This window comes from Microcoleus sp. PH2017_12_PCY_D_A (assembly GCF_020738565.1).
Taxonomy (GTDB): domain Bacteria; phylum Cyanobacteriota; class Cyanobacteriia; order Cyanobacteriales; family Microcoleaceae; genus Microcoleus.
This window is the reverse complement of the sequence record NZ_JAEQCI010000097.1, coordinates 6603-26957: the sequence shown is the minus strand read 5'-3', so window position 1 is coordinate 26957 and position 20355 is coordinate 6603. Positions and strand designations below refer to the sequence as shown.

Here is a 20355-nt window from a genome sequence, read left to right as displayed (position 1 = left end):
GTGCGATTTTTGTGCTGGTTTAGCAAATAGCAGTTAGCAATTCGCCTTTGCTAGTAAGGTGCGCATTGCGCACCCTACGTAGGAGAGATTTTGGTGCGAGTTTTATGCTGGTTTAGCAAATAGCAGTTAGCAATTCGCCTTTGCTAATTTCTAATTCGATATTCTCTTCTAGGAGCTGATTTTCTAGTACCATAGTGGTGCTGGCGTTGTGCTGAAAACCGATGCGCTCGTAGAAGCTTTGTTTGTAAGTTGTCATCAGGTAAACTCGCTCTACTCGGCACATTCGAGGGTGACTCAAGACGGTTTGCACTAATTTGCGGCCGAGTCCTGCACCTTGGTAATCGGGGTGAATGGCGACATCCCAGATGGTGGCTCGATAGATGCCGTCTGAGGTGGCTCTAGCAAAGCCGATCGCCCGCGGGCCGTCCCAAACTGTAACTACGGGTTCGCTGTTGGCGATCGCAATTTCCCAATCTTCTATCTTGCGCGCCCTCGCCCAAAAGGCGGCGGCTTTAAATAGTTCTTGGATTTGTACGATGTCAACGCGATCGCGACTGGTGCAAAATTGAATGTGACTGGAATCCCTAGTCGTTGATGTCATGCTGAACGTGCCTTTAAGTTGTATCTAAACTGTGTTACCTTTACGGTCTTGCAGGAATGAAAGTTAATTTTGCTTGGGAACGATCGATGATTAAATTCCCAATTTACAAAACTTCTTTTATTTACACATAAATTATAACTGATTTCAGTAATTATTAATACTTTTTTGTATAAAGTTTGTGAAAAGTTTTTGACTCAAAATTCGCCAGATTAGACGGCGGTTGAAACCACTTCTAGACAAGGGAAGTCTGCCTCCGCAGACTGAAGAAGAGCGCGTAATTTTTACCCCCTTGCCTTTAACCCGCAGAGGCGGGTTTTGTGTACAGACGCGGTTTCAACCGCCGAGTATTCCGAACCCAAACCTATTGGGGTATCACGAATGTCTCAGTTTTGCAGCCAGCGGGCAGCATCTTTGGCGTGATAAGTCAAAATCAAATCGGTACCAGCACGCTTGAATCCTGTCAAGGTTTCCATCACGACTCTTTCTTCATCAATCCAACCGTTGAGGGCGGCGGCTTTCACCATCGCGTATTCTCCAGAAACGTTGTAAGCAGCAACTGGCAAATTAGTTGCTTCCTTGACGCGCCAGATGATGTCCATGTACGCTAAAGCGGGTTTAACCATCAGCATATCCGCACCTTCGGCTATGTCGAGAGCAATTTCTTTGAGAGCTTCCCGGCCGTTTCCTGGATCCATTTGATAGGTGCGCCGATCGCCAAATTGCGGAGCAGAATCCGCCGCATCCCGGAACGGGCCATAATAAGCTGAGGCATATTTTGCCGCGTAGGACATGATGGGAATATCTTCAAATCCAGCCGAGTCCAATCCTTCGCGAATTGCTCCCACAAAACCGTCCATCATTCCCGAAGGTGCAATAATATCTGCACCAGCTCTAGCTTGAGCAACGGCTGTTTTTTTCAGCAATTCTAGCGTCGGATCGTTCAAAACTCGGCCGCTTAAATCTCCGACTTCTAAATAGCCGCAGTGACCGTGACTGGTATATTCGCACAGACAAGTATCGACCATGACAATTAAATCCGGTACGGCTGCTTTAACTGCTGCCGTCGCTTTTTGCACGATGCCGCAGTCGTGCCAAGCACCTGTCGCGTCTGTATCTTTGTCTGCGGGAATGCCGAATAAAATAATCGCGGGAATGCCGAGATCGTAAACTTCTTTTGCTTCTTCTACGATTTTGTCTACCGATAGCTGGTAAACACCGGGCATCGAGGTAACTTCTTTGGCAAAAGCTTCCCCCGGTACGGCAAATAGGGGGTAAATTAAATCGCTGGTTGTCAAGATGTTTTCGCGTACCATCCGGCGGAGTTGGGGATGGTTGCGGAGGCGGCGGGGGCGGTGAGTTGGAAACATAATGTTTTTTTACGGTAGATTAAAGTCCGGATTTCTGGGAGTCGCGGCGTTTGTTTAAAAGTCTAAAGCTTATTGTTGGTCGATCGCTCTCAAGCTACGTAAAGTTCTGTAAAACTTGTGATGTCCGTGGTTCGCAGTTAGGACTTGAGGCCAATGGCACTAAAAATCATGGCATAAAAAGCTGTAAGGTAACAGCTACATCTCTCGTGGCCTTACAAAGCCAAATATCTCTCAGGGCCGGAACTCGGGCGCCATCTTCACCCTATGGGGGCGTACAGGAAATTTAACGCCAAACTCGCCTTAAATTCAACACAAATCCGGGCAATACATCCTCTCCGGACAACTCAGTTGGATTGGCCAATATTTCTACTTCTGCTTGCTGTCGGTAAATCTCTACGCGCCGATTTTGCGGGTCAATTAACCAGCCCAATCTCGCACCATTGTCAATATATTCTCGCATCTTTGTTTGGAGGGTGGAGAGACTGTCAGATGCCGATCGCAACTCTACTACAAAGTCGGGACATAGAGGAACGAAGCCTTTTCGCTGTTTTGGTGTCAAGGCTTCGAGGCGTTCTCGACTCACCCAGGAAGCGTCGGGAGAACGGTTAGCACCGTTAGGAAGGATGAATCCTCCCGAAGAGTCAAAACCCGATCCTAAATCCTCGTTGTCATCGCACCAGCGAGCAAGTTGCCCGGTAATGTTGAAATTCCTTTCGCTGGATTCTCCGCCGGTGGGTGGATTCACTATTAATTCTCCTTGTGATGTTCTTTCTAATCTCAAGTCGGGATTTGCGAATACTAAGGCCTCGAATTGGTCGCCGGTGACGGTTAGGGCGATCGAATTCGGCACTTCTAGAGATATGGTTTCTAGTTGAGTAAATGTTTGTACCATATTCAATTGCAGCCTTTTTTGGGTAAAAGTTGGTAACAAAAAAACTATTGTGTAGGTTTCTATAGGTTTGTAGTGAGGACTTCAGTCCGCATCAAAGAGAGGACTGAAGTCCTCACTACAAACTATTTTTTACAACTGACCGAAACCTTTTTTGTCCGCATCAAAGAGAGGACTGAAGTCCTCACTACGAACCATTTTTTACAACTGTCCAAAACCTTTTTTAGGCTTATTTTTTTTCTTTTTCTTCTGGCCGCCCATTCCCTGCATTCCCTGCATTCCCGGCATTCCCGGCATCCCCGGCAATCCTCCCATTCCTGTAAAGTTGCCTTGACTCATTTGCTGCATCATGGTACGCATTTTCTGGAAGTCGCTGACAAGTTTTGTTACGTCGTTTTCTGCGTAGCCGGCGCCTTTGCCGATGCGGCGGCGGCGGGATGGAGAACTTGCTAAAAGTTCGGGATTGCGGCGTTCTTCAACTGTCATGGAATTAATCATGGCTTCGGTGCGTTTTAGCTGCACTTCTCCCTGCCGCATTTGTTCGTCGGAGAGTTTGTTCATCCCCGGAATCATTTTCATGATGCCGCCGAGGGAACCCATATTTTTTAACAGTCTGGTTTGCTTGAGAAAGTCGGTAAAGTCAAACTTTGCCGTCAGCATTTTCTCTTGCATTTTTTCGGCGTCGGCGATGTCGAACTCTTCTTGAGCTCTTTCGACTAGCGTCAAGACATCGCCCATGCCGAGTATTCTCGATGCCATGCGATCGGGATAAAATGGTTGCAATGCTTCCACTTTTTCGCCGACGCCGACAAATTTAATCGGCGCGCCGGATATTTGCCGCACGGATAGGGCTGCGCCGCCGCGGCTGTCGCCGTCTAGTTTGGTTAAGATGGCGCCGGTAATGCCGATTTGTTCGTGAAAGGTGCGGGTTAAATTTGCTGCTTCTTGGCCGGTCATGGCATCAACAACTAACAGTGTTTCGTGGGGTTGTACTGTTTGTTTGATGCGAAGCAATTCAGCCATCATGTCTTGGTCGATTTGCAGGCGGCCTGCTGTATCGACGATGATGGTATCTACGCCTAGTTCTTTGCCGCGTTCGATGCCTTGGCGGGCGATTTCTACGGGATCGGTATCTTTGCCTAGTTCAAATACGGGTACGTCGATTTGTTTGCCGAGGGTGAGCAATTGGTCGATCGCGGCGGGTCGATAAATGTCGGTGGCGACTAGCAGTGCGGTAAGATTTTGCTTGCGGAGTAAGAGTGCTAGTTTGGCGGTGGCTGTGGTTTTCCCGGTTCCTTGCAAACCGGCCATCAGGATGACTGTCGGCCCGGATTCGGCGGTGGCGAGGGGTACGTTGGTTTCCCCCATGACGCGGACGAGTTCGTCATGGACGATTTTGATGAATTGTTGGTCTGGACGGACGCCTGAAACGACTTCTGCTCCTTGTGCTTTGGCCGTTACTTCTGCGACGAAGTTTTTGACGACTTGGAGGTTGACATCGGCTTCCAGGAGGGCGCGGCGGACTTCTTTGATGGCGTCTTGGATGTTGGATTCGGAGATTTTATTCTGTCCGCGCAGTTTTTTCCAGGTGGATTCGAGTCGATCGGCAAGGGCTTCAAACATAGGGCTTTGTTGGCTAGTCAGTATTTTTAATTTTAAGTCCTGGACGCACCCCGACCAAAGAAACCGGGTTTTTTACCGAATCTGCGGGTCACAACCAAGTTTTTTGTAAAAAAACCCGGTTTCTGAGCCCCCGTGCGTAAGTCCTATTTTAAGGCTAAATGCGGGTATTGGGATTTGAGATTTTAAATTTTAGATTGGAGAATTAATTGACGCTGCGGATAAATCTGGGCGAGTTATGCAGATTGCTCGAAGGTGTGAGTTTTTATGTATTCCGCGATCGCCCGTTGGAGTGTGAAAAGGGTGCGATCGCCCTTTTGGACTTTTTCGATTAACAACCGCCGTCTCAAGGATTCGACAGCTTTTAGGAATTCTGAAGGGGATAATTCCAGAAGGGCTGGCTTTTTTGAGATTTCGACTGCTTTGTTTTGATTTGCCAGCCAGGACATGACTTGTTTTTCGGAGTCTGACAAGCGCTGAAAATGTTGGTGCAATAAATATTCTAAGTCTCCTAAAACTAGGCTATCATAGGATAAAAAATCAGAAATATTGCCGCTAAATAAATCTTGAATTGCAGCGGCTATTGTATTTAACCACAAGGGATTGCCTTGGTAAAACTCAATCAATTCTGACCAGTTTTCTGATTCTGCTAAGCCTTTTTCTGTGAAGATTTCTCGGGCTGATTCGCCTAAACCATTGAGTTGCAGAGTTTGACAATTTTTCGGGTGGCTTTCTAAGGCTGCAATTTCTCTGGGTTTTTCCCAACTAATCAAGATTATGCAACTGTTGTGGCATGATTCTACGATCTGTTTGAAGAAAGCGCCATAGTTTTCATATCCTGGTTGGTAGTTTCCTGCTAGTTGTTGGCTGCTAAAAATTGTTTGCACATCATCGACGATGATGAGACAGCGGTGCGATCGTAAATGGTGGATTACCCCCCCCAACCCCCCCTTGCTAAGGGGGGGAGAAAGAGGCTGAATCTCTTCGCCACGCCTGGGATAAGGAGGCTGAATCTCTTCGCCCCCCCTTGATAAGGGGGGGTTGGGGGGGTTAGTTTCTTGCTGCTGCGATAGGAATTTAATTATGTCGGTTTGGAGTGTTTGGAGGGGTGGCGCGTTGTGGAGGCTTCGCCAGATGATGCAGTCGAATTCGTGTTGAATTTGTGGGATTAGTTGGAGTGTCAGGGCGGTTTTGCCAATACCGGATAAGCCGAGGATGGTGATGAGACGGGTGCGGCTTGAAATCCAGTTTTCGAGGGTGGTGAGTTCGGATGTGCGATCGAAAAATGTGGAGATTTCGGGTGCGTCGCCTAAGTCGATGCGGGGCTGTTTTGCTGTTGGTTGGGGGTTTTGAGGTGTTTTGGGCGATCGCACTTTTTCAGGACAAACATTAAGGTTTTTATTAACTGTTATATTCTCACCTGTTATATTTTCAACAATACTTGATTTATAATTATAAACTATACCCTTTTCTAATACAGTCCTAAGATTGTTTTTAGTAATATTTCTTTTCAATCCTTTAGAAAGTGTTTTCCAAAGGTCAGAACCGACATTTCTAACATGACTTGGACTTGAGTAAAGTTCTTGAGCAATTTGCGTGTAAGTTGCGTCTTCTAATGTCCCTCGCAGAATAGCATCTTGCACGTAATCTAAATGCTTTCCCGTCTTAGCAAAAATTAGCTGATCTGCCAGTGTCAAGACTTCTGCAATATCCATAGATTCGGGAAAAGCTGGAGTTTACGCTATTCATTATACCTGACAATTCGTACAAGTGTGACATTTTTGATTTTGTCATCTGTCCAAAGTTAGGATTTTTCCTACACAGCTCATCCTTTATATTAATTGGTTAAGGTGTTGAGAGGATATTTTATATGAAGCGCGATCGGTGGCTCAGCGGTTTGTTCCTCGCTGGGATGTTATGTGTGATGTTAGGGACGGTTGGCGCACAAGTGGCTCAGGCCCAGCGGCCTATTCCTTTGGCTGACCTGCAATGTGTGAAAAGATCGGGTAACTGGGAGAGTCGCCAACGAGATATTTCTGTCGGAAGACAAATTTATACCAGTGTTTTATATATTCAAAATGGTACTGCTATGACTTGTCGGCTTCCTGGTGGCCCCGCTTCTCTCCGACTGGAGTTTGCGATTCCTGACACCGAAAACTCCCCACCAGCACGAATAGATGTTTATGTAGACGGAAATCAAGTAGCTTCTCGCACTGGGGATCAAGGTCAAGTAAATACAATGCTAGTAGATATTAGCAATGGCAAAAGTCTAGCAGTAGAAGTATTTTGTGCTAGAGCCACAAATTGTCAGAGTTATACTCCCTACTACTTTATGAAAGCTCAAGTTGAGCTGGGGGCGCGCTCTCCTGGGAGAAGATAAAATGAGTATCAGCCGCCGTCAATTTAATCGGATCGTTATCTGGGGTGGCGCTTCTTTTGCTGCTTCCGCAACATCGGGCATCTTTTTCCCCAAACCTGCCGAGGCTTATTCCCTAGAATTTCCGATTAGTGCCTTATCAGCCGATCGCGTTTTCAACGGCATTCAAAAATATTGTGGAACACAGCCCATCCCCGGTGTTCTTTCACCGATATTGCAAGGAAATACTAATGTTAGCAATAAAATAGAATCAGCAGCAGCTAACGCCATTCGCACGGCAGACAAAGAATTTGTCAGGCGCAATTTTACTAACAAAAGAACCGAATTAGCCGTAACTGGCAGCGGTTCTAATTTTGCATCAGATACCAGTCGGCTGTGGGGGCGGCAAAGACAGGAGCAAGTCGGCCCGAATGTGGGCTTTGGCTTCGTACAAAAGTGGGAAGATCAATATAGCGATGCCAAAATTTCCGGGCCGACAATGTGCGCGATTCATAACGCTCAAAGAGTCTTAGCCGACCAAAGATTAACACCTCCAGAAATCGCGGCTTCGGTATTGCCAACTCGATCGACATTAGATGATTTGAGTGCTTGGGGAGGGGATGCGGATGCGTCTGCTGGGAGGAATCCCGGTGCTGTTTTTGCTCAATACAATACAGCGGCGGGGACGGTGACATCTCGCTACGATTTAGTTGAACCCGGGCCGAAAGGTTTTGGGCGTGTTGAGTTTACTATTGAAGCGGAAAATCAGCCTCGGCGGGTGATTTTGGTGACGGTGAGGTTTTAGGGGAATAGGTAATATCTATTCTCGCGTTTGTTGTCGGGTCCGACGGGGGTTTAAACCCCCGTCTCATAGCGAAAGTCCTTTGAAAAGGACTGAAATGGCGATCGATCGTCATAGGGATATTTGGTAGGGACACAGCAGTGCTGTGTCCTCTTTTTGTATTTATTTCGATAGTAGGGACACAGCACTGCTGTGTCCTCTTTCTGTATTTATTTCGATAGTTTGCCTGCGGCGGATACGGACACGGCAGTACCGTTTCCCTACAAATATTCTGTGCAATTAATCCGATTTTATATTAGTCCTCTTTAGAGGACTTCAGCTTTGAGGCAGGGGTTTAAACCCCTGCCGGACTGTCGGACTATTGCGAATGCCGGACTGTGGAAATCTTCCTAATTTTGGAGTACCGGAATATTGCGACAGGTGCACAATATCAAATCAATTTTACTTTTGCAGTTGCCCGATCGCATCTAATGCTTTTTGAGCATCTGCATTCATTCCTTGAGCCCTAAATAAACGGGCGGCTTGCTGCAAATCGGCGATCGCCCCTGGCCTATCTCCCATTCTCACCAACGTAATGCCTCGATTAGCATAAGCCTTGGCATAACTGGGATTGAGTTGAATTGCTTGCGTGTAATCAGCTAAGGCAGAGCGATCGTTATTGATGCGAAATAGCGCCAATCCTCGGTTAAAATAAGTGTTAGCGCGACCGGGATTAATTTGCAGCGCTTGATTGAAATCGTCGATCGCCCCTTTTTGATCGCCCAAGTCCGAAAGCGCCAATCCTCGGTTGTTGTAAGCTGCTGCAAAGTTTCTATCCAAGCGGATGACTTGAGTATAATCGGCGATCGCCCCCGGTTTATCTCCCAATGCTGACAAAACCAGCCCCCGATTGTAGTAAGCGTCAACATAACTGGCATTAAGGGCGATCGCCTTGCTATAATCAGCGATACTCTTGGGCATTTGTCTCAAATCAAAATAAGCCAGTGCTCGATAAAAATAAGCTTCTACATAATCCGATTGAGTTTGAATCGCTTGGTTAAAATCGGTAACAGCACCGGATAAATCTCCCTTGTCAAATCGAGTTAAACCGCGAACATAATAAGTCTTAGCATCGTTGGGATTGTTCAGTTTCAGAGGTGCAGTAGCAGTTGGAGAAGTATTTATCAAAAGAGCCGATCGATTTAATCCTGCATCCGACAGTTTAGCTATAAAAGTGTTGATAGGAATTGCAGAATTAAACCCTGTCTTATCAGTGAATTTATCTGTGATTTTTCCTTCGTTATCCGTTATATAATCGAGGTCTCCTTGTCCGTGAATCCCAATTACACGGCCTTCTGTATCAAATACAGGCCCTCCACTCATGCCCCCTTTGGTAATAGCACTGTAGCGCAAAGTATAACCGCGTGGATGAGTCGGGCGACGACTGGTAACAAACCCCGATGAAAATTCAAAAAAGCGTTTATTTCCGTACTTTTCTTCTAAATGATTCCCTGGATATCCAAACACAAAAATTGGTGTAGCCACTGTCGCTTGTTCGGAATCGCCTAAAGTTACAACTGGATAAGATTCTGTACTTTTAAATGTTACTACTGCTAAATCTGGAGCATTCTGACCTTTCTCCAATAGTACACTACGTGTTACTTGATAATCTTTTTTGGTAGAAGTGCGAATCGTATAGTTATCCCTTATGTTAGCAACAACATGATTAGAGGTCAGCACAGTGTAAGTCGTACCTTGTCTGGAAATAATAAATCCAGTCCCGCTACCAGTTGTTCCGTTAATTTGAACGCTGACAGATTCAGCGAATTTGGCAATTTCTTGAGGAGTTTTTGCGAAAACTGGTGATGCTGCAAAGACGACTATTCCTGCTACCGTTGCTGTTCCTGCTAGGATGCTGGCGAGGGAATCAAACCGCGAATAATCCCTATTCATAAGTAATTGCACAAGAGTGAGATTTTTTATACTCCGAATAGTATAGGCGAAAATGAAATGTTCGCAGGCTTGAAACGGCTGAGGTTTTCAGAGAATTGCGATCGTTCTGACAATTCGTACATTTCGTACATTTTTGGCATTAAGCTGAGCCGCCTCTAACCAATGATAATTAAATAAATTCCACAATAATAATTAAAATTGTAAGTTATTTAATTGGCGATCCTAATTTAAAAAATTCTGTTTATTTAAACAATTAGTGGGTAGCCATCTTCCCCGCCCCGAATAACAGCCAAGATGCCTGTTCTACCACCATCATTGTATTTTGTGGGGTGGGCATCTTGCCCGCCCCGAATAGTTAAATTTTAACCCTTAAAAAGGTTCGTAGTGAGGACTTTAGTCCTCTCTTTGATGCGGACTTTAGTCCTCACTACAAACCAGAGCATTCATGACTAAGCAAAACACCGCAATATTTACAACTAAGGTGCGCACTGCGCACCCTACAAATAACTAAGCCAAAAACTGGAATTGAGTACCGTTTACTGCCAAAGCAAACGGACTAGCTTGTTCAAATGCACCGATCAGTTCAAAGTTGTTCGTGTTTAAAACAATCCCCAAAATCTGTCCATTTATTGCGTTTTCAATCACCATATCGTTGAGAATTCCGTCGTTGTCGTAAGCAATCAGATTGTCGTCAGTGAAGATGAGGTCTAGTTCTGTTAAACCATCTGTTAAACCGATGCGATCGCCCTCGTCAAAGTTAAAATCGGTAATTACATCGGCTGCATTGACTCCAAACTGTTCGTTGCTTCTAAGCACGAATATGTCAGCACCAAGGCCTCCCGTCAGCACGTCCACTCCCCGATCGCCCGCCAAGAAATCGTTGCCCTCATTGCCGTCTAAATCGTCGTCTCCTTGCCCTCCCCGAAGAATGTCGTTCCCGGGCCCTCCAAAGATCAGGTCGTTGCCGCTGTCGCCCCTAACTACGTCGTTACCATCATTTCCATCCACACCATCGTTACCTTTCCCGCCGTAAATGATGTCATTTCCCCCGCCACCGCCGATAATATCATCCCCATTATTTCCCAACAGCCGCTCGTTGGAATCCGACGAACCTGCGATCGTATCGTTGCCGTCGAGTCCCCATACTCCCCAGGGAAAAGACGACAAATTTCCATCCTCTACGTCAATCTCATCTGGTGTAGCGAATCCCAAAAGACGCGGCCCGCCGCCAGCAAATACAGGAAATCCGGTGAAATCGCCGATGAGATTGTTAAGGGTTAAAGCCATAGGTATGTCCTTTCAAAAATACTGTTAGCTGTATTATATATTTAAATTATTGCATTGCCAAATAGCAAGTTTATTTAGATTGTTACCCTAATTTTTTTGGCAAAATTACTGACTCGCAACCAGCTTAACAATTACCAATTCGCAATTACCAATTCCCAATTACCAAGACTGTTCCTCATTCAACCCAAAGCTACTATATATCTCACATCTGAGTCAAATAGCATTAGTCCCTGACACTATCCACTACGGCACACCACTTATAATGGGTGTTACCAGCCAGGTCGCAAACACGTTAATATCACTTATAACGTCAAGACCAAGAGCTTGTTTGTGAAGAAAAGTAAAAATTTAGGTACCGCTCGTCCGAGAAAACACTTAGTTTCGGATACATACACAGAAACTTTACAAACAGGCTCTAAGTTCTTGACAAATCCATAAATCGCCGATCGCTCACATTGTTTAACAAAATCTACCGCTTTCAGGTGTTTTACTCATGCCTACTCCTAAATCATCTTCCCCTCAAAACAATAACAACTCCGTAAAATCACTGCCAACGGCAGATACAGATATCATTGCGACAGAGCAAGACAGCGAGAATCTGCCCAAGGAACCAGACGTGGAACAGCTACTGGAAGCTTTGACGGCTCAAGTACCGAGTCAATCTGCTGAAATTGAACGCTTGAAAACTTGGAAACAAGATTTAGAGCGACTGTTTCAATTTCTGGGCGATCGCCGCGTTTTAATCGCGGTGATGGAACCGGGAACTTTTGCTCTGCGTTACGCTAACGCGGCATTTTGTCGCTTGGCGGGCTGGGAGGGAACGCCTTTGGTAACTCAATCTCATAACGGTTGGTTTACAGAAACTGGGATCTCTTTGCTAGAACTGTTCGAGGATTGTGATGCAAAAATAGTAGAACAATTGTACCGCCGCCACCTTTTACACTGGGTATTTAAGCAATTTTATCAAATAAACCTCGATAGTTTGCGGGTGCTAGATGAACCTGTCACGGTGAGCATTAAAAATTCGCAACAGCATGAATCGAGATTTATTGAATTTTGGCTGGGTTCGGAACAGTTGAAAATTACTCGGATTAATTCAAAAAAAGATGAATTTGCAGATCTTCCATTAAATTTAATGCCTGTTGCAGAACGGGAAGGTTGGCTGATGCAGCCCAATCAATTGGGAACTTTAGCCGATCGCCTAAATTTAGATAATTACCGCATCGAAGGTTTGCTGCTGCTAGAAGGTTTTGATGTCACGGTACAGGAGCAAATTCGCCGCCTGACTCAGTTATTGATCGATCGCGATTCCATGCTGCGCCCTGACAAATTTGAGAGAATCGATCGCTGTTTGCGATCGCTCTTCAATGCAGACGGCACTTTGCTAATGCGCCCCGACGGCGAACAGGTACAGCTATTAGTTGCTAAAGACGGCCAACATTTGCAGCCGGTTGTTTATTCAATGGAGTCCCTAGAAGCTTCTCACTTTATGAAGGCCACCGCAGCAAATCAAGTTTGGAACGTCCCAGACTTGCGCCGCGAGTGCCGCACCGAGTGCGAGCGAACTTTGCGGAAAATGGGCACTCAGTCGATGCTGCTGGTGCCCCTGGTAGTCAAATCAGTCACCCGCGAGGGCTGCGGGCTGCGGATTTTGGGCGTGGTGGGGCTGTTGTGCGATCGGCCCAACCACTTCAACAACATTGACGCCCAACACGCCCAAGAACTCATTCCCGCCTTCATTGCAGCCCTGCGGCAAGCCATCCAGCAGCGGTTTACCCACATTCACAACATCCATCCCGCAGTCGAGTGGCGCTTCGCCCAAGAAGCAGAAAGGCGCAGTTGGGGACTGCCCCAAGAGACGATCGTATTTGCAGACGTTCATCCCCTGTACGGAATTTCCGACATCCGCGGTTCCAGCGACGAAAGAAACCGAGCCATTCAAACAGATTTGCTCGAACAATTCCGCTTGGGTTTAGCCATAGCCGATGCCGTTTGCGAAACACAAACTACCCACCTCGGCGAGCAACTGCGGCTCGACTTGCTCGACTACATCGAGCATTTAAAAGAAAAAGTAACAGTCGATATGGAGGTGCGAGCAGCCGAGTATTTAAACGAGCGTTTAGAAGTGTATTTTGACTATTTTGTGCAGTGCGGGCCCAGGGTTCAGGCAGCAGTTGAAGCTTACCGAGCCGCCTGCGAAAACGAGCACAACTGCGTTTATGGCGATCGTACCCGCTACGACCAAATGCTCAACCTAATCGGCACCAAACTCCAAGAAACCTGGGCCCGCTGGCAAGAAAAAATGCAGCAAATCCTCCCCCACTACTGCGACATCGAATGCACCGACGGCATGGATCACATGATTTATGTTGGAAAGTCGATCGATCCCAAATTCAGCCAATTTCATTTGCACAGTTTGCGGTACGAACAACTGCGAGCAATTTGCGACTGCGGCCGCACAGTTTTTCGCCTGCAAGCCGAGTCTCAAATTAACATGGAACTAGCCCATTTAGTCTTAGTACAAAATACCACCATCGACATTTTTCACAACGAAAACACCGAAAAAATGTTCGACGTAAAAGGCACGCGCGACATCCGCTACGAACTCGTCAAAAAGCGCATCGAAAAAGCCGTTGACAAAGACGCACAAGAGCGAATCACCCAATCAGGAATGCTAACCGTAGTTTATTCAACCGAAGACGAATGGGAAGAGTATCAACAATACTTGCGCTACCTGTCACGCGAAGGTTGGGTAGAAGCAAAAGTGCAGACCGGCATGGTAGAATCACTGCAAGGAGTCAGCGGTTTAAAATTCGCCCGCGTCCGTATTTTGCCGGAGACAAAAGCTCTTGCAGAATATCGCGAAGTTACAGTTGTTACCGATTGAGAATCCGTCCCGCAAATTCCCTTAATTGTAGGGTGCGTCAGGGCTAAGTATTTTGAACGTAGACTCATGAATTTTACCCTGACGCACCCTAGGAACTTTCCTCGCTCCAGTCCCCCCCTTTTTAAGGGGGGTTAGGGGGGATCGAAAGCATTCGGAACTCACACACAAAACTGATATTAAACTTAAGATGTTTGTTGATACCAACGAACACCACCGTATTTTCACTTAGTGTATGTAACCTGTGATTTGTGACAGCAAAATCTCCGACCAAAATCACAACAACTCAAGACAAAATAGTGTAAACTTACTGATAATTAGCTCCTCAAGTTCTTAAGTTAAATTATGTTAAGATTATCAGAATACCAAATCGATTCCACTCTGCACGAAGGCATCGAAACAATCATCTATCGCGCACAAACACCCACAGACGGCACCGCCACAATCCTCAAAGTCCTCAAAGCCGAATATCCCACACTCGAAGCCATTACCATGCTCAAGCACGAATATCAAATCCGCCAAAATTTAGACAGCGCACAAATCGTCAAAGCCATCAATCTCGAAACCTTTGACAACCGATTAGGAGTGGTATTAGAAGACTTTGGCGGCGAAGCCCTCGCCCAACTCCTAGAAACAGAAACATTAAGCCTGCAAGCAAATTTAAACATCGCCATCCAAATAGTCAAAGCCCTACAATACCTGCATTATCAGCACATAATCCACAAAGACATCAAACCCAGCAACATCATAATTAACTCCCAAACAAAACAAGTCAAACTCACCGACTTCGGCATTGCCACAAAACTCAACAAAGAAAACCCGCAATTCAACAATCCCAACTGCGTTGAAGGCACATTAGCCTATATGTCACCCGAACAAACCGGGAGAATGAACCGCACCCTCGACTACCGCACCGACTTTTATTCCCTCGGCATCACCTTGTATGAAATGCTGACCGGAAAATTACCTTTCCCCAGCAACGACCCCTTAGAAATAGTTTACAGCCACATCGCAGTTCAAGCACTTTCTCCACATCAAATCAATCCCGAAATCCCCGCCACCATCTCTGAGATTGTGATGAAAATGATGGCAAAAAATGCCGAAGACAGATATCAAAGTACGGCCGGATTGTTAGCCGATTTAGAAACTTGTTTGCATCAGCTAGAAACCACAGGCGAAATAGCAGATTTCCTCCCCGGTCGCTTAGATATTCTCAGCCAACTGTTAATTCCCCAAAAATTGTACGGTAGAGAACAACAAGTCAACGAACTATTAGCAGCATTTGAACGTGTAGGGGCCGCTTCGCCCGAATCTGTGCCACCAAACCAAAACACAGCAGCATTTGAACCTGTAGGGGCCGCTTCGCCCGAATCTGTGCCACCCAACCAAAATATAGAAAAACCCGCCCTCCCCAAGGCCAATTCCCAAAGCGAATTAATGCTAGTATCCGGTTATTCTGGCATCGGCAAATCAGCCGTAGTCAACGAAGTTAGCAAACCCATAACCAAGTCAAAAGGTTACTTCATCAGCGGCAAATTCGACCAATTCAAACGCAACATTCCCTACGCCTCATTAATCCAAGCATTTAACTCCTTGCTGCGGCAATTGCTAACAGAAAGTGCAGCTTCATTAGAAACATGGCGCACCAAAATATTAACAGCATTAGGAACAGACGGTCAAGTAATTGCCGACGTAATTCCCGAACTTGAATTAATCGTCGGCCAACAGCCAGAAGTGCCAGAAGTCGGCTTGACAGAAGCACAAAATCGCTTCAATCGCCTGTTTAAAGAATTTCTGCGGGTTTTCGCGCAAAAAGAACACCCGCTAGTCATATTTTTAGACGATTTGCAGTGGGCTGATTCAGCAACTTTGAAATTAATGCAACTGCTGATTGCCGACCCGGAACAGAAATATCTCTTGGTAATTGGTGCTTATCGAGATAATGAAGTTAGTCCGACTCACCCGTTAATTCAGACGGTAGAAGAAATTGAAAAAACTGGTACAATTGTCAACAATATTGTGCTGCAACCGCTGGATTTAGCAAACGTGACTGAGTTAGTCGCTGATACACTTAACAATTGCAGTGAACAAGTCACGCATCTAGCAGAATTGATTTGGAACAAAACGGGCGGCAATCCTTTTTTCTTGACACAATTACTCCAAGCACTTTATCAAGACAATCTTTTGACATTTGACTTTACTGCGATTACAAATGATGGAAGCAAAGGCGCATGGGATTGGAGTATTGATGAAATCCAAGCGATTGGCATCACCGACAAAAGTGTAGTAGAACTCGTAGCTTCTCGCATTGAAAAGCTCCCCGCAGCCACGCAAGAAGTATTGAAATTAGCAGCTTGTGTGGGCGATAAATTTGCTCTCGATGTGCTGTCTATTGTCAGCCAACAGTCGGCTAATGCTACAGCCACCGAACTTTATTGTGCTTTGCAATCCGGGTTAATTTTGCCCTTGAGCGATTCTTATCGCATTCCTTTACTATTTACGCCAGGAGAGGCGGTTAATTTGAGTTTTGACACGTCGCGGGTGGGATATCGATTTTTGCACGATCGCGTCCAGCAAGCCGCCTATTCGCTCATTCCCGAAGACGAAAAGCAATCTACCCGTTTAAAAATAGGTCAATTACTGTTAGAGAATACTCCCAGCGAAAAGCTAGAAGAAAACATTTTTGATATCGTCAATCAGTTGAACGTCGGAATTGATCGTCTCACCCTCCAATCAGAAAAAGATGAATTAGCAGGATTAAATCTGATTGCTGGGCGTAAAGCAAAAGCAGCTAATGCTTACGAACAGGCCGTTAATTATTTGAATGCGGGAATGTCGTTATTAGCACCTGATAGCTGGGTTTGCAACTATAGTATGACGCTACCGCTGTATGTAGAGACGGTGGAAGCGGAATATTTAAACACCAATTTCGAGCAAGCAGAAATTTTAGCTGACGTGGTTTTGCGCTCGGCTACAAACCAGCTCGATTTAGTGAAAGTGTATCAGTTAAAAATCCTATTTTATCAGGCTCAATGCCAGATGATTAAAGCTGTTGAAACAGGCTTAAAAGTGCTGAAAATGCTGGGAATAAACCTCTTAGAAAACCAAAACATTGCAGTACCAAAATTGCCACGAATTGAGGAATTAGAAAACCTGCCAGTTATGACAGATCCGTATCAACTGGCAGCTATGGAAATCCTGATAGTTCTCTATCCTCCTGCTTATATTGCCAAACCAGAAATTGTGTCTTCGCTCATCTTGACTGTGGTCAATCTTTGTATCGATCGCGGTCATTCAGCATTGGCTGCTTTTCCCTATACTCTTTATGGAATGATGCTGTGCGGAATCGAAGGCGACATCGAAACTGGCTACTACTCTGGACTGATCGCTTTAAAGCTGCTAGAACAATTCAATGCTAGCCCACAAAAAGCTAAGGTTTATGTCATGTTTAATGCTCATACCAGAATCTGGAAAGACTCTGCTAAAAATACAGTTTCTTCATTCCTAGAAGGAATGAAATTTGGTGTGGCAACTGGCGATATAGAATGGGGGATTTATAATTCTATGCACTATATTGCCAATTTATTTTTGGTGGGAGAACCTCTCGAATATGTCGAAGATAAACAAGCAGTATATATGCAGTTTTTGCGAAGGAATAAACACGAATTTGCCATAGGTTATGCTAAAATATGGCAAGTAATGGCTTCAAGCTTAAGAGGCAAAACAGCAGAGCAAGTACGGTTAGTTAGCGGCGGGTTGGATGAAGCTGCTGTGATGTCGCGTTGGCAGAAAGACAATAATCGAATGTCGCTGTTTGCAGCTTATGTTGCTAGATTGATGCTACTTTATTTATTAAAAGATTATGCTGCGGCTGTTGCCAGTGCTCAATTAGCGGTAGAATACGCAGATGGGGCGATCGGCTTAATTACTGTTGGGGTACACAATTTTTACTATTCGCTGGCTCTCCTCGCTCACTATCCTCACAGTGACGATCGAGAAGCATACCTAGCTATTGTTAACTCTAATCAGCAAATTCTGAAAAAATGGGCCTACCATGCACCCATGAATTATCAGCACAAGTACGAGTTAGTCGAAGCTGAAAAAGCGCGAATTCTCAGCGATAAACTGGCAGCAATGGATTTGTACGATCGCGCAATTTATGGCTCTGACAAAAACAAATACATCCAAGAAGAAGCATTAGCTTATGAATTAGCCGGAGAATTCTATCAATCTTTGGGCAAAGAAATAATTTCTCAGGCATACCTTACCAAAGCATATTATGCCTACATCCGCTGGGGAGCTTTAGCTAAAGTCAAAGATTTAGAATCTAGATATCCTTTCTTAGTCGCACAAACCCGGATCGCAGAAACTCGAACCCTCGATGTCACCCGCACCAGCACGGGAAGCACTACAAGTAACGGTTTAGGCCATTTCTTGGATTTGAGCGCTTTTGTCAAAGCTTCCCAAGCGATTACCAGCGAAATTGTTTGGGAAAAGTTATTGACTAAGTTAATCAAAATTCTGTTGGAAAATGCGGCGGCTCAAAAAGTAGTGCTGCTGCTGCTAAAAAACAATGTTCTGTGTATCGAAGCTACTGGCACTCTTGGGGAAGATCGGGTGACACTTTTACCGTCTATTCCAGTAGAAAGTTGTCAAGATGTACCCGTGTCTGTAATTAATTACGTACACCGCAGTCAAAAGCATCTGGTTTTAAACAATGCGACTGTCGCTGAACCTTTTAATGGGGATGCTTACATTGGGAAATATCAACCAAAATCCATCCTGTGTTTGCCGATTATTTATCAATCTCAGCGACGCGGAATTATTTATTTGGAAAATGCTTTGACGGTAGGAGCTTTTACCGATGAGAGGGTTGAAGTATTAAAAGTGTTGGTTTCTCAAGTGGCGATTGCTGTAGAAAATGCTGGTTTGTACGCGCGGGAGCAAGAGAAATCTCAACAGTTAGAAAAATCTTTTAATGAACTGCAAGAGGCGCAACTGCAACTGATTCAAAGCGAAAAGATGTCGGCTTTGGGCAATTTGATTGCAGGGGTTGCTCACGAAATTAACAATCCGCTGGGTTTTATTGCGGGCAATGTTGCTGCTGCTGCTGAGGCTAGCTCTGATTTGATTGATTACTTGCAACTTTACCAGGAAAAATTCCCGAATCCGGGTGAGGAATTGGAGGATAAAGCGTCGGATATTGATTTGGAATATTTGATGGAAGATTTGCCGAAAATGCTGTTATCGATGAAGTCGGGGACTGAGCGCATCCGCAATATTAGCACGTCTCTCCGCACTTTTTCTCGCGCTGATACTGCGAATAAGGTGTCAGCAAATATTCATGAGGGTATCGATAGCACTTTGCTGATTTTGCAGTATCGGCTGAAGGCTAAAGATACTCGCCCTGCGATTCAAATTATCAAGAAATACGGGTATTTGCCGCCTGTTAGGTGTTATTTTGGGCAGTTGAATCAGGTGTTTATGAATTTGTTGGCAAATGCGATCGACTGTTTTGACGAATTTAATGTGGGTCGCACTTATGCTGAGATTGAGGCTGTACCGAATACGATCGCCATTATCACCCATGTCTCGCCGGATAACAACAGCGTGGTGATTTGCATCAAAGATAACGGCGCAGGGATGTCGCCCGAGGTGCAGGCGAAGATATTTGACCATTTGTTTACTACGAAGGGAGTCGGAAAGGGTACGGGTTTGGGGCTTTCTATCAGCCGCCAAATTGTGGAGGAAACCCACGGCGGTAAGTTGAGTTGCGAGTCTGTGTTGGGCGCAGGTACGAAATTTGCGATCGAAGTGCCTTTGAATTAAGGGACTCGGCGGTTGAAACCGCGTCTACACGAACGAAGTCTGCCTCCGCAGACTAAGAGTGACTAACATAAATTTTAAAATTTGTCAATGTCTAATTATATCTGAAAAAGTCCGCTGTTCACAGTTTATATTCGGCAATATACAGTTACATTATTAGCTAAATGTAATAAATGTATTTGATAGGAGTTTTGCCAGTGAATGCTGCCGAACAAGCTAGAAATATTGAACTTACGAGCAAAATTGCTGCGGTTGTTAATTTATTTAAGTCGGAATTTCCGGATGCGAAAGTTGATTTGAAACCTTGGATGAATGACCAGGATACCAGAGAACTTGTCGATCCAGATTCGATCGACATTGGCTTCCATTTTCCCGGTAGAAGTCGCTTGCTGCAAAGCCGCAGTATCTTGATCCAAATCCGATTTTACCAAGATCCGGTCGAAGGATCTCGGCGGGCGATCGGGGTTGAGGCGGCAGGTTACGATCATACAGGCCAACAGTGGCGCTTTTCTACGGTGGAAAATTGGGGTTTTGTGGGTGCAACTGAGCCCGCTGCGGAGTCGGCCGAAAAGCTCAAACACTTTTGCCGCGAGATATTCGGTTTGTTTAATGGCTGATATTAATTCCCGGTTAATGACTCATCATAAATCAGGTTTGTAGTGAGGACTTTAGTCCTTCTTGTATTAAATTCTCCACAGATGGAGAGGACTGAAGTCCTTACTACGAACCACAGATGGAGAGGACTGAAGTCCTTACTACGAACCACAGATGGAGAGGACTGAAGTCCTTAC

12 protein-coding genes are annotated in these 20355 nt (G+C 45.4%); 5 read left to right on the top strand and 7 right to left on the bottom strand.

Annotation, left to right across the window (positions count from 1 at the left end):
- Positions 1–112: 112 nt before the first annotated feature.
- The 5 genes from JGK39_RS24795 to JGK39_RS24775 all read right to left on the bottom strand — a co-directional run bounded on the left by JGK39_RS24795 (position 113) and on the right by JGK39_RS24775 (position 6192).
- Positions 113–601 carry a GNAT family N-acetyltransferase gene (locus tag JGK39_RS24795; RefSeq protein ID WP_293258281.1) on the bottom strand — a complete coding sequence of 163 codons (489 nt, stop codon included), beginning with the start codon at positions 599–601 and terminating at the stop codon, positions 113–115.
- Between the two features lie 383 nt (positions 602–984).
- Entirely contained in the window at positions 985–1968 is a 984-nt protein-coding gene (gene hemB, locus JGK39_RS24790; RefSeq protein ID WP_293258279.1) for a porphobilinogen synthase, read from the bottom strand.
- A 283-nt stretch (positions 1969–2251) separates the two neighbouring features.
- Entirely contained in the window at positions 2252–2860 is a 609-nt protein-coding gene (locus JGK39_RS24785; protein ID WP_293258277.1) for a Uma2 family endonuclease, read from the bottom strand.
- A 198-nt stretch (positions 2861–3058) separates the two neighbouring features.
- Entirely contained in the window at positions 3059–4480 is a 1422-nt protein-coding gene (gene ffh / locus JGK39_RS24780) for a signal recognition particle protein (protein ID WP_293258275.1), read from the bottom strand.
- Between the two features lie 233 nt (positions 4481–4713).
- Positions 4714–6192 carry an ATP-binding protein gene (locus JGK39_RS24775; protein ID WP_293258272.1) on the bottom strand — a complete coding sequence of 493 codons (1479 nt, stop codon included), beginning with the start codon at positions 6190–6192 and terminating at the stop codon, positions 4714–4716.
- 155 nt (positions 6193–6347) lie between these two features.
- Here JGK39_RS24775 and JGK39_RS24770 point away from each other — a divergent pair, with 155 nt between their 5' ends.
- Positions 6348–6857 (top strand): hypothetical protein, encoded by a 510-nt coding sequence (locus tag JGK39_RS24770; protein ID WP_293258270.1) that lies wholly within the window; start codon positions 6348–6350, stop codon positions 6855–6857.
- A 1-nt stretch (position 6858) separates the two neighbouring features.
- Positions 6859–7638 carry a Tat pathway signal protein gene (locus JGK39_RS24765; RefSeq protein ID WP_293297692.1) on the top strand — a complete coding sequence of 260 codons (780 nt, stop codon included), beginning with the start codon at positions 6859–6861 and terminating at the stop codon, positions 7636–7638.
- A 438-nt stretch (positions 7639–8076) separates the two neighbouring features.
- On the opposite strand, the gene JGK39_RS24760 is transcribed toward JGK39_RS24765, so the two are convergent.
- Positions 8077–9567 carry a tetratricopeptide repeat-containing serine protease family protein gene (locus tag JGK39_RS24760; RefSeq protein ID WP_293258265.1) on the bottom strand — a complete coding sequence of 497 codons (1491 nt, stop codon included), beginning with the start codon at positions 9565–9567 and terminating at the stop codon, positions 8077–8079.
- A gap of 507 nt (positions 9568–10074) precedes the next feature.
- Positions 10075–10854 carry a calcium-binding protein gene (locus JGK39_RS24755; protein WP_293258263.1) on the bottom strand — a complete coding sequence of 260 codons (780 nt, stop codon included), beginning with the start codon at positions 10852–10854 and terminating at the stop codon, positions 10075–10077.
- A gap of 493 nt (positions 10855–11347) precedes the next feature.
- On the opposite strand from JGK39_RS24755, the gene JGK39_RS24750 reads away from it, so the two are divergent.
- From JGK39_RS24750 to JGK39_RS24740, 3 genes are all read left to right on the top strand, one after another.
- On the top strand, positions 11348–13741 hold the full coding sequence (locus tag JGK39_RS24750; protein WP_293258261.1) for a GAF domain-containing protein: 2394 nt from the start codon (positions 11348–11350) through the stop codon (positions 13739–13741).
- A gap of 342 nt (positions 13742–14083) precedes the next feature.
- Positions 14084–19567 carry an ATP-binding sensor histidine kinase gene (locus JGK39_RS24745; RefSeq protein WP_293258259.1) on the top strand — a complete coding sequence of 1828 codons (5484 nt, stop codon included), beginning with the start codon at positions 14084–14086 and terminating at the stop codon, positions 19565–19567.
- A 194-nt stretch (positions 19568–19761) separates the two neighbouring features.
- Entirely contained in the window at positions 19762–20181 is a 420-nt protein-coding gene (locus JGK39_RS24740) for a hypothetical protein (protein WP_293258319.1), read from the top strand.
- Positions 20182–20355 lie beyond the last annotated feature (174 nt).

Coding starts and splice junctions, on each gene's coding strand:
- JGK39_RS24795 (WP_293258281.1), bottom strand. CDS start 601: ATGACATCAACGACTAGGGATTCCAGTCACATTCAATTTTGCACCAGT.
- hemB (WP_293258279.1), bottom strand. CDS start 1,968: ATGTTTCCAACTCACCGCCCCCGCCGCCTCCGCAACCATCCCCAACTC.
- JGK39_RS24785 (WP_293258277.1), bottom strand. CDS start 2,860: ATGGTACAAACATTTACTCAACTAGAAACCATATCTCTAGAAGTGCCG.
- ffh (WP_293258275.1), bottom strand. CDS start 4,480: ATGTTTGAAGCCCTTGCCGATCGACTCGAATCCACCTGGAAAAAACTG.
- JGK39_RS24775 (WP_293258272.1), bottom strand. CDS start 6,192: ATGGATATTGCAGAAGTCTTGACACTGGCAGATCAGCTAATTTTTGCT.
- JGK39_RS24770 (WP_293258270.1), top strand. CDS start 6,348: ATGAAGCGCGATCGGTGGCTCAGCGGTTTGTTCCTCGCTGGGATGTTA.
- JGK39_RS24765 (WP_293297692.1), top strand. CDS start 6,859: ATGAGTATCAGCCGCCGTCAATTTAATCGGATCGTTATCTGGGGTGGC.
- JGK39_RS24760 (WP_293258265.1), bottom strand. CDS start 9,567: ATGAATAGGGATTATTCGCGGTTTGATTCCCTCGCCAGCATCCTAGCA.
- JGK39_RS24755 (WP_293258263.1), bottom strand. CDS start 10,854: ATGGCTTTAACCCTTAACAATCTCATCGGCGATTTCACCGGATTTCCT.
- JGK39_RS24750 (WP_293258261.1), top strand. CDS start 11,348: ATGCCTACTCCTAAATCATCTTCCCCTCAAAACAATAACAACTCCGTA.
- JGK39_RS24745 (WP_293258259.1), top strand. CDS start 14,084: ATGTTAAGATTATCAGAATACCAAATCGATTCCACTCTGCACGAAGGC.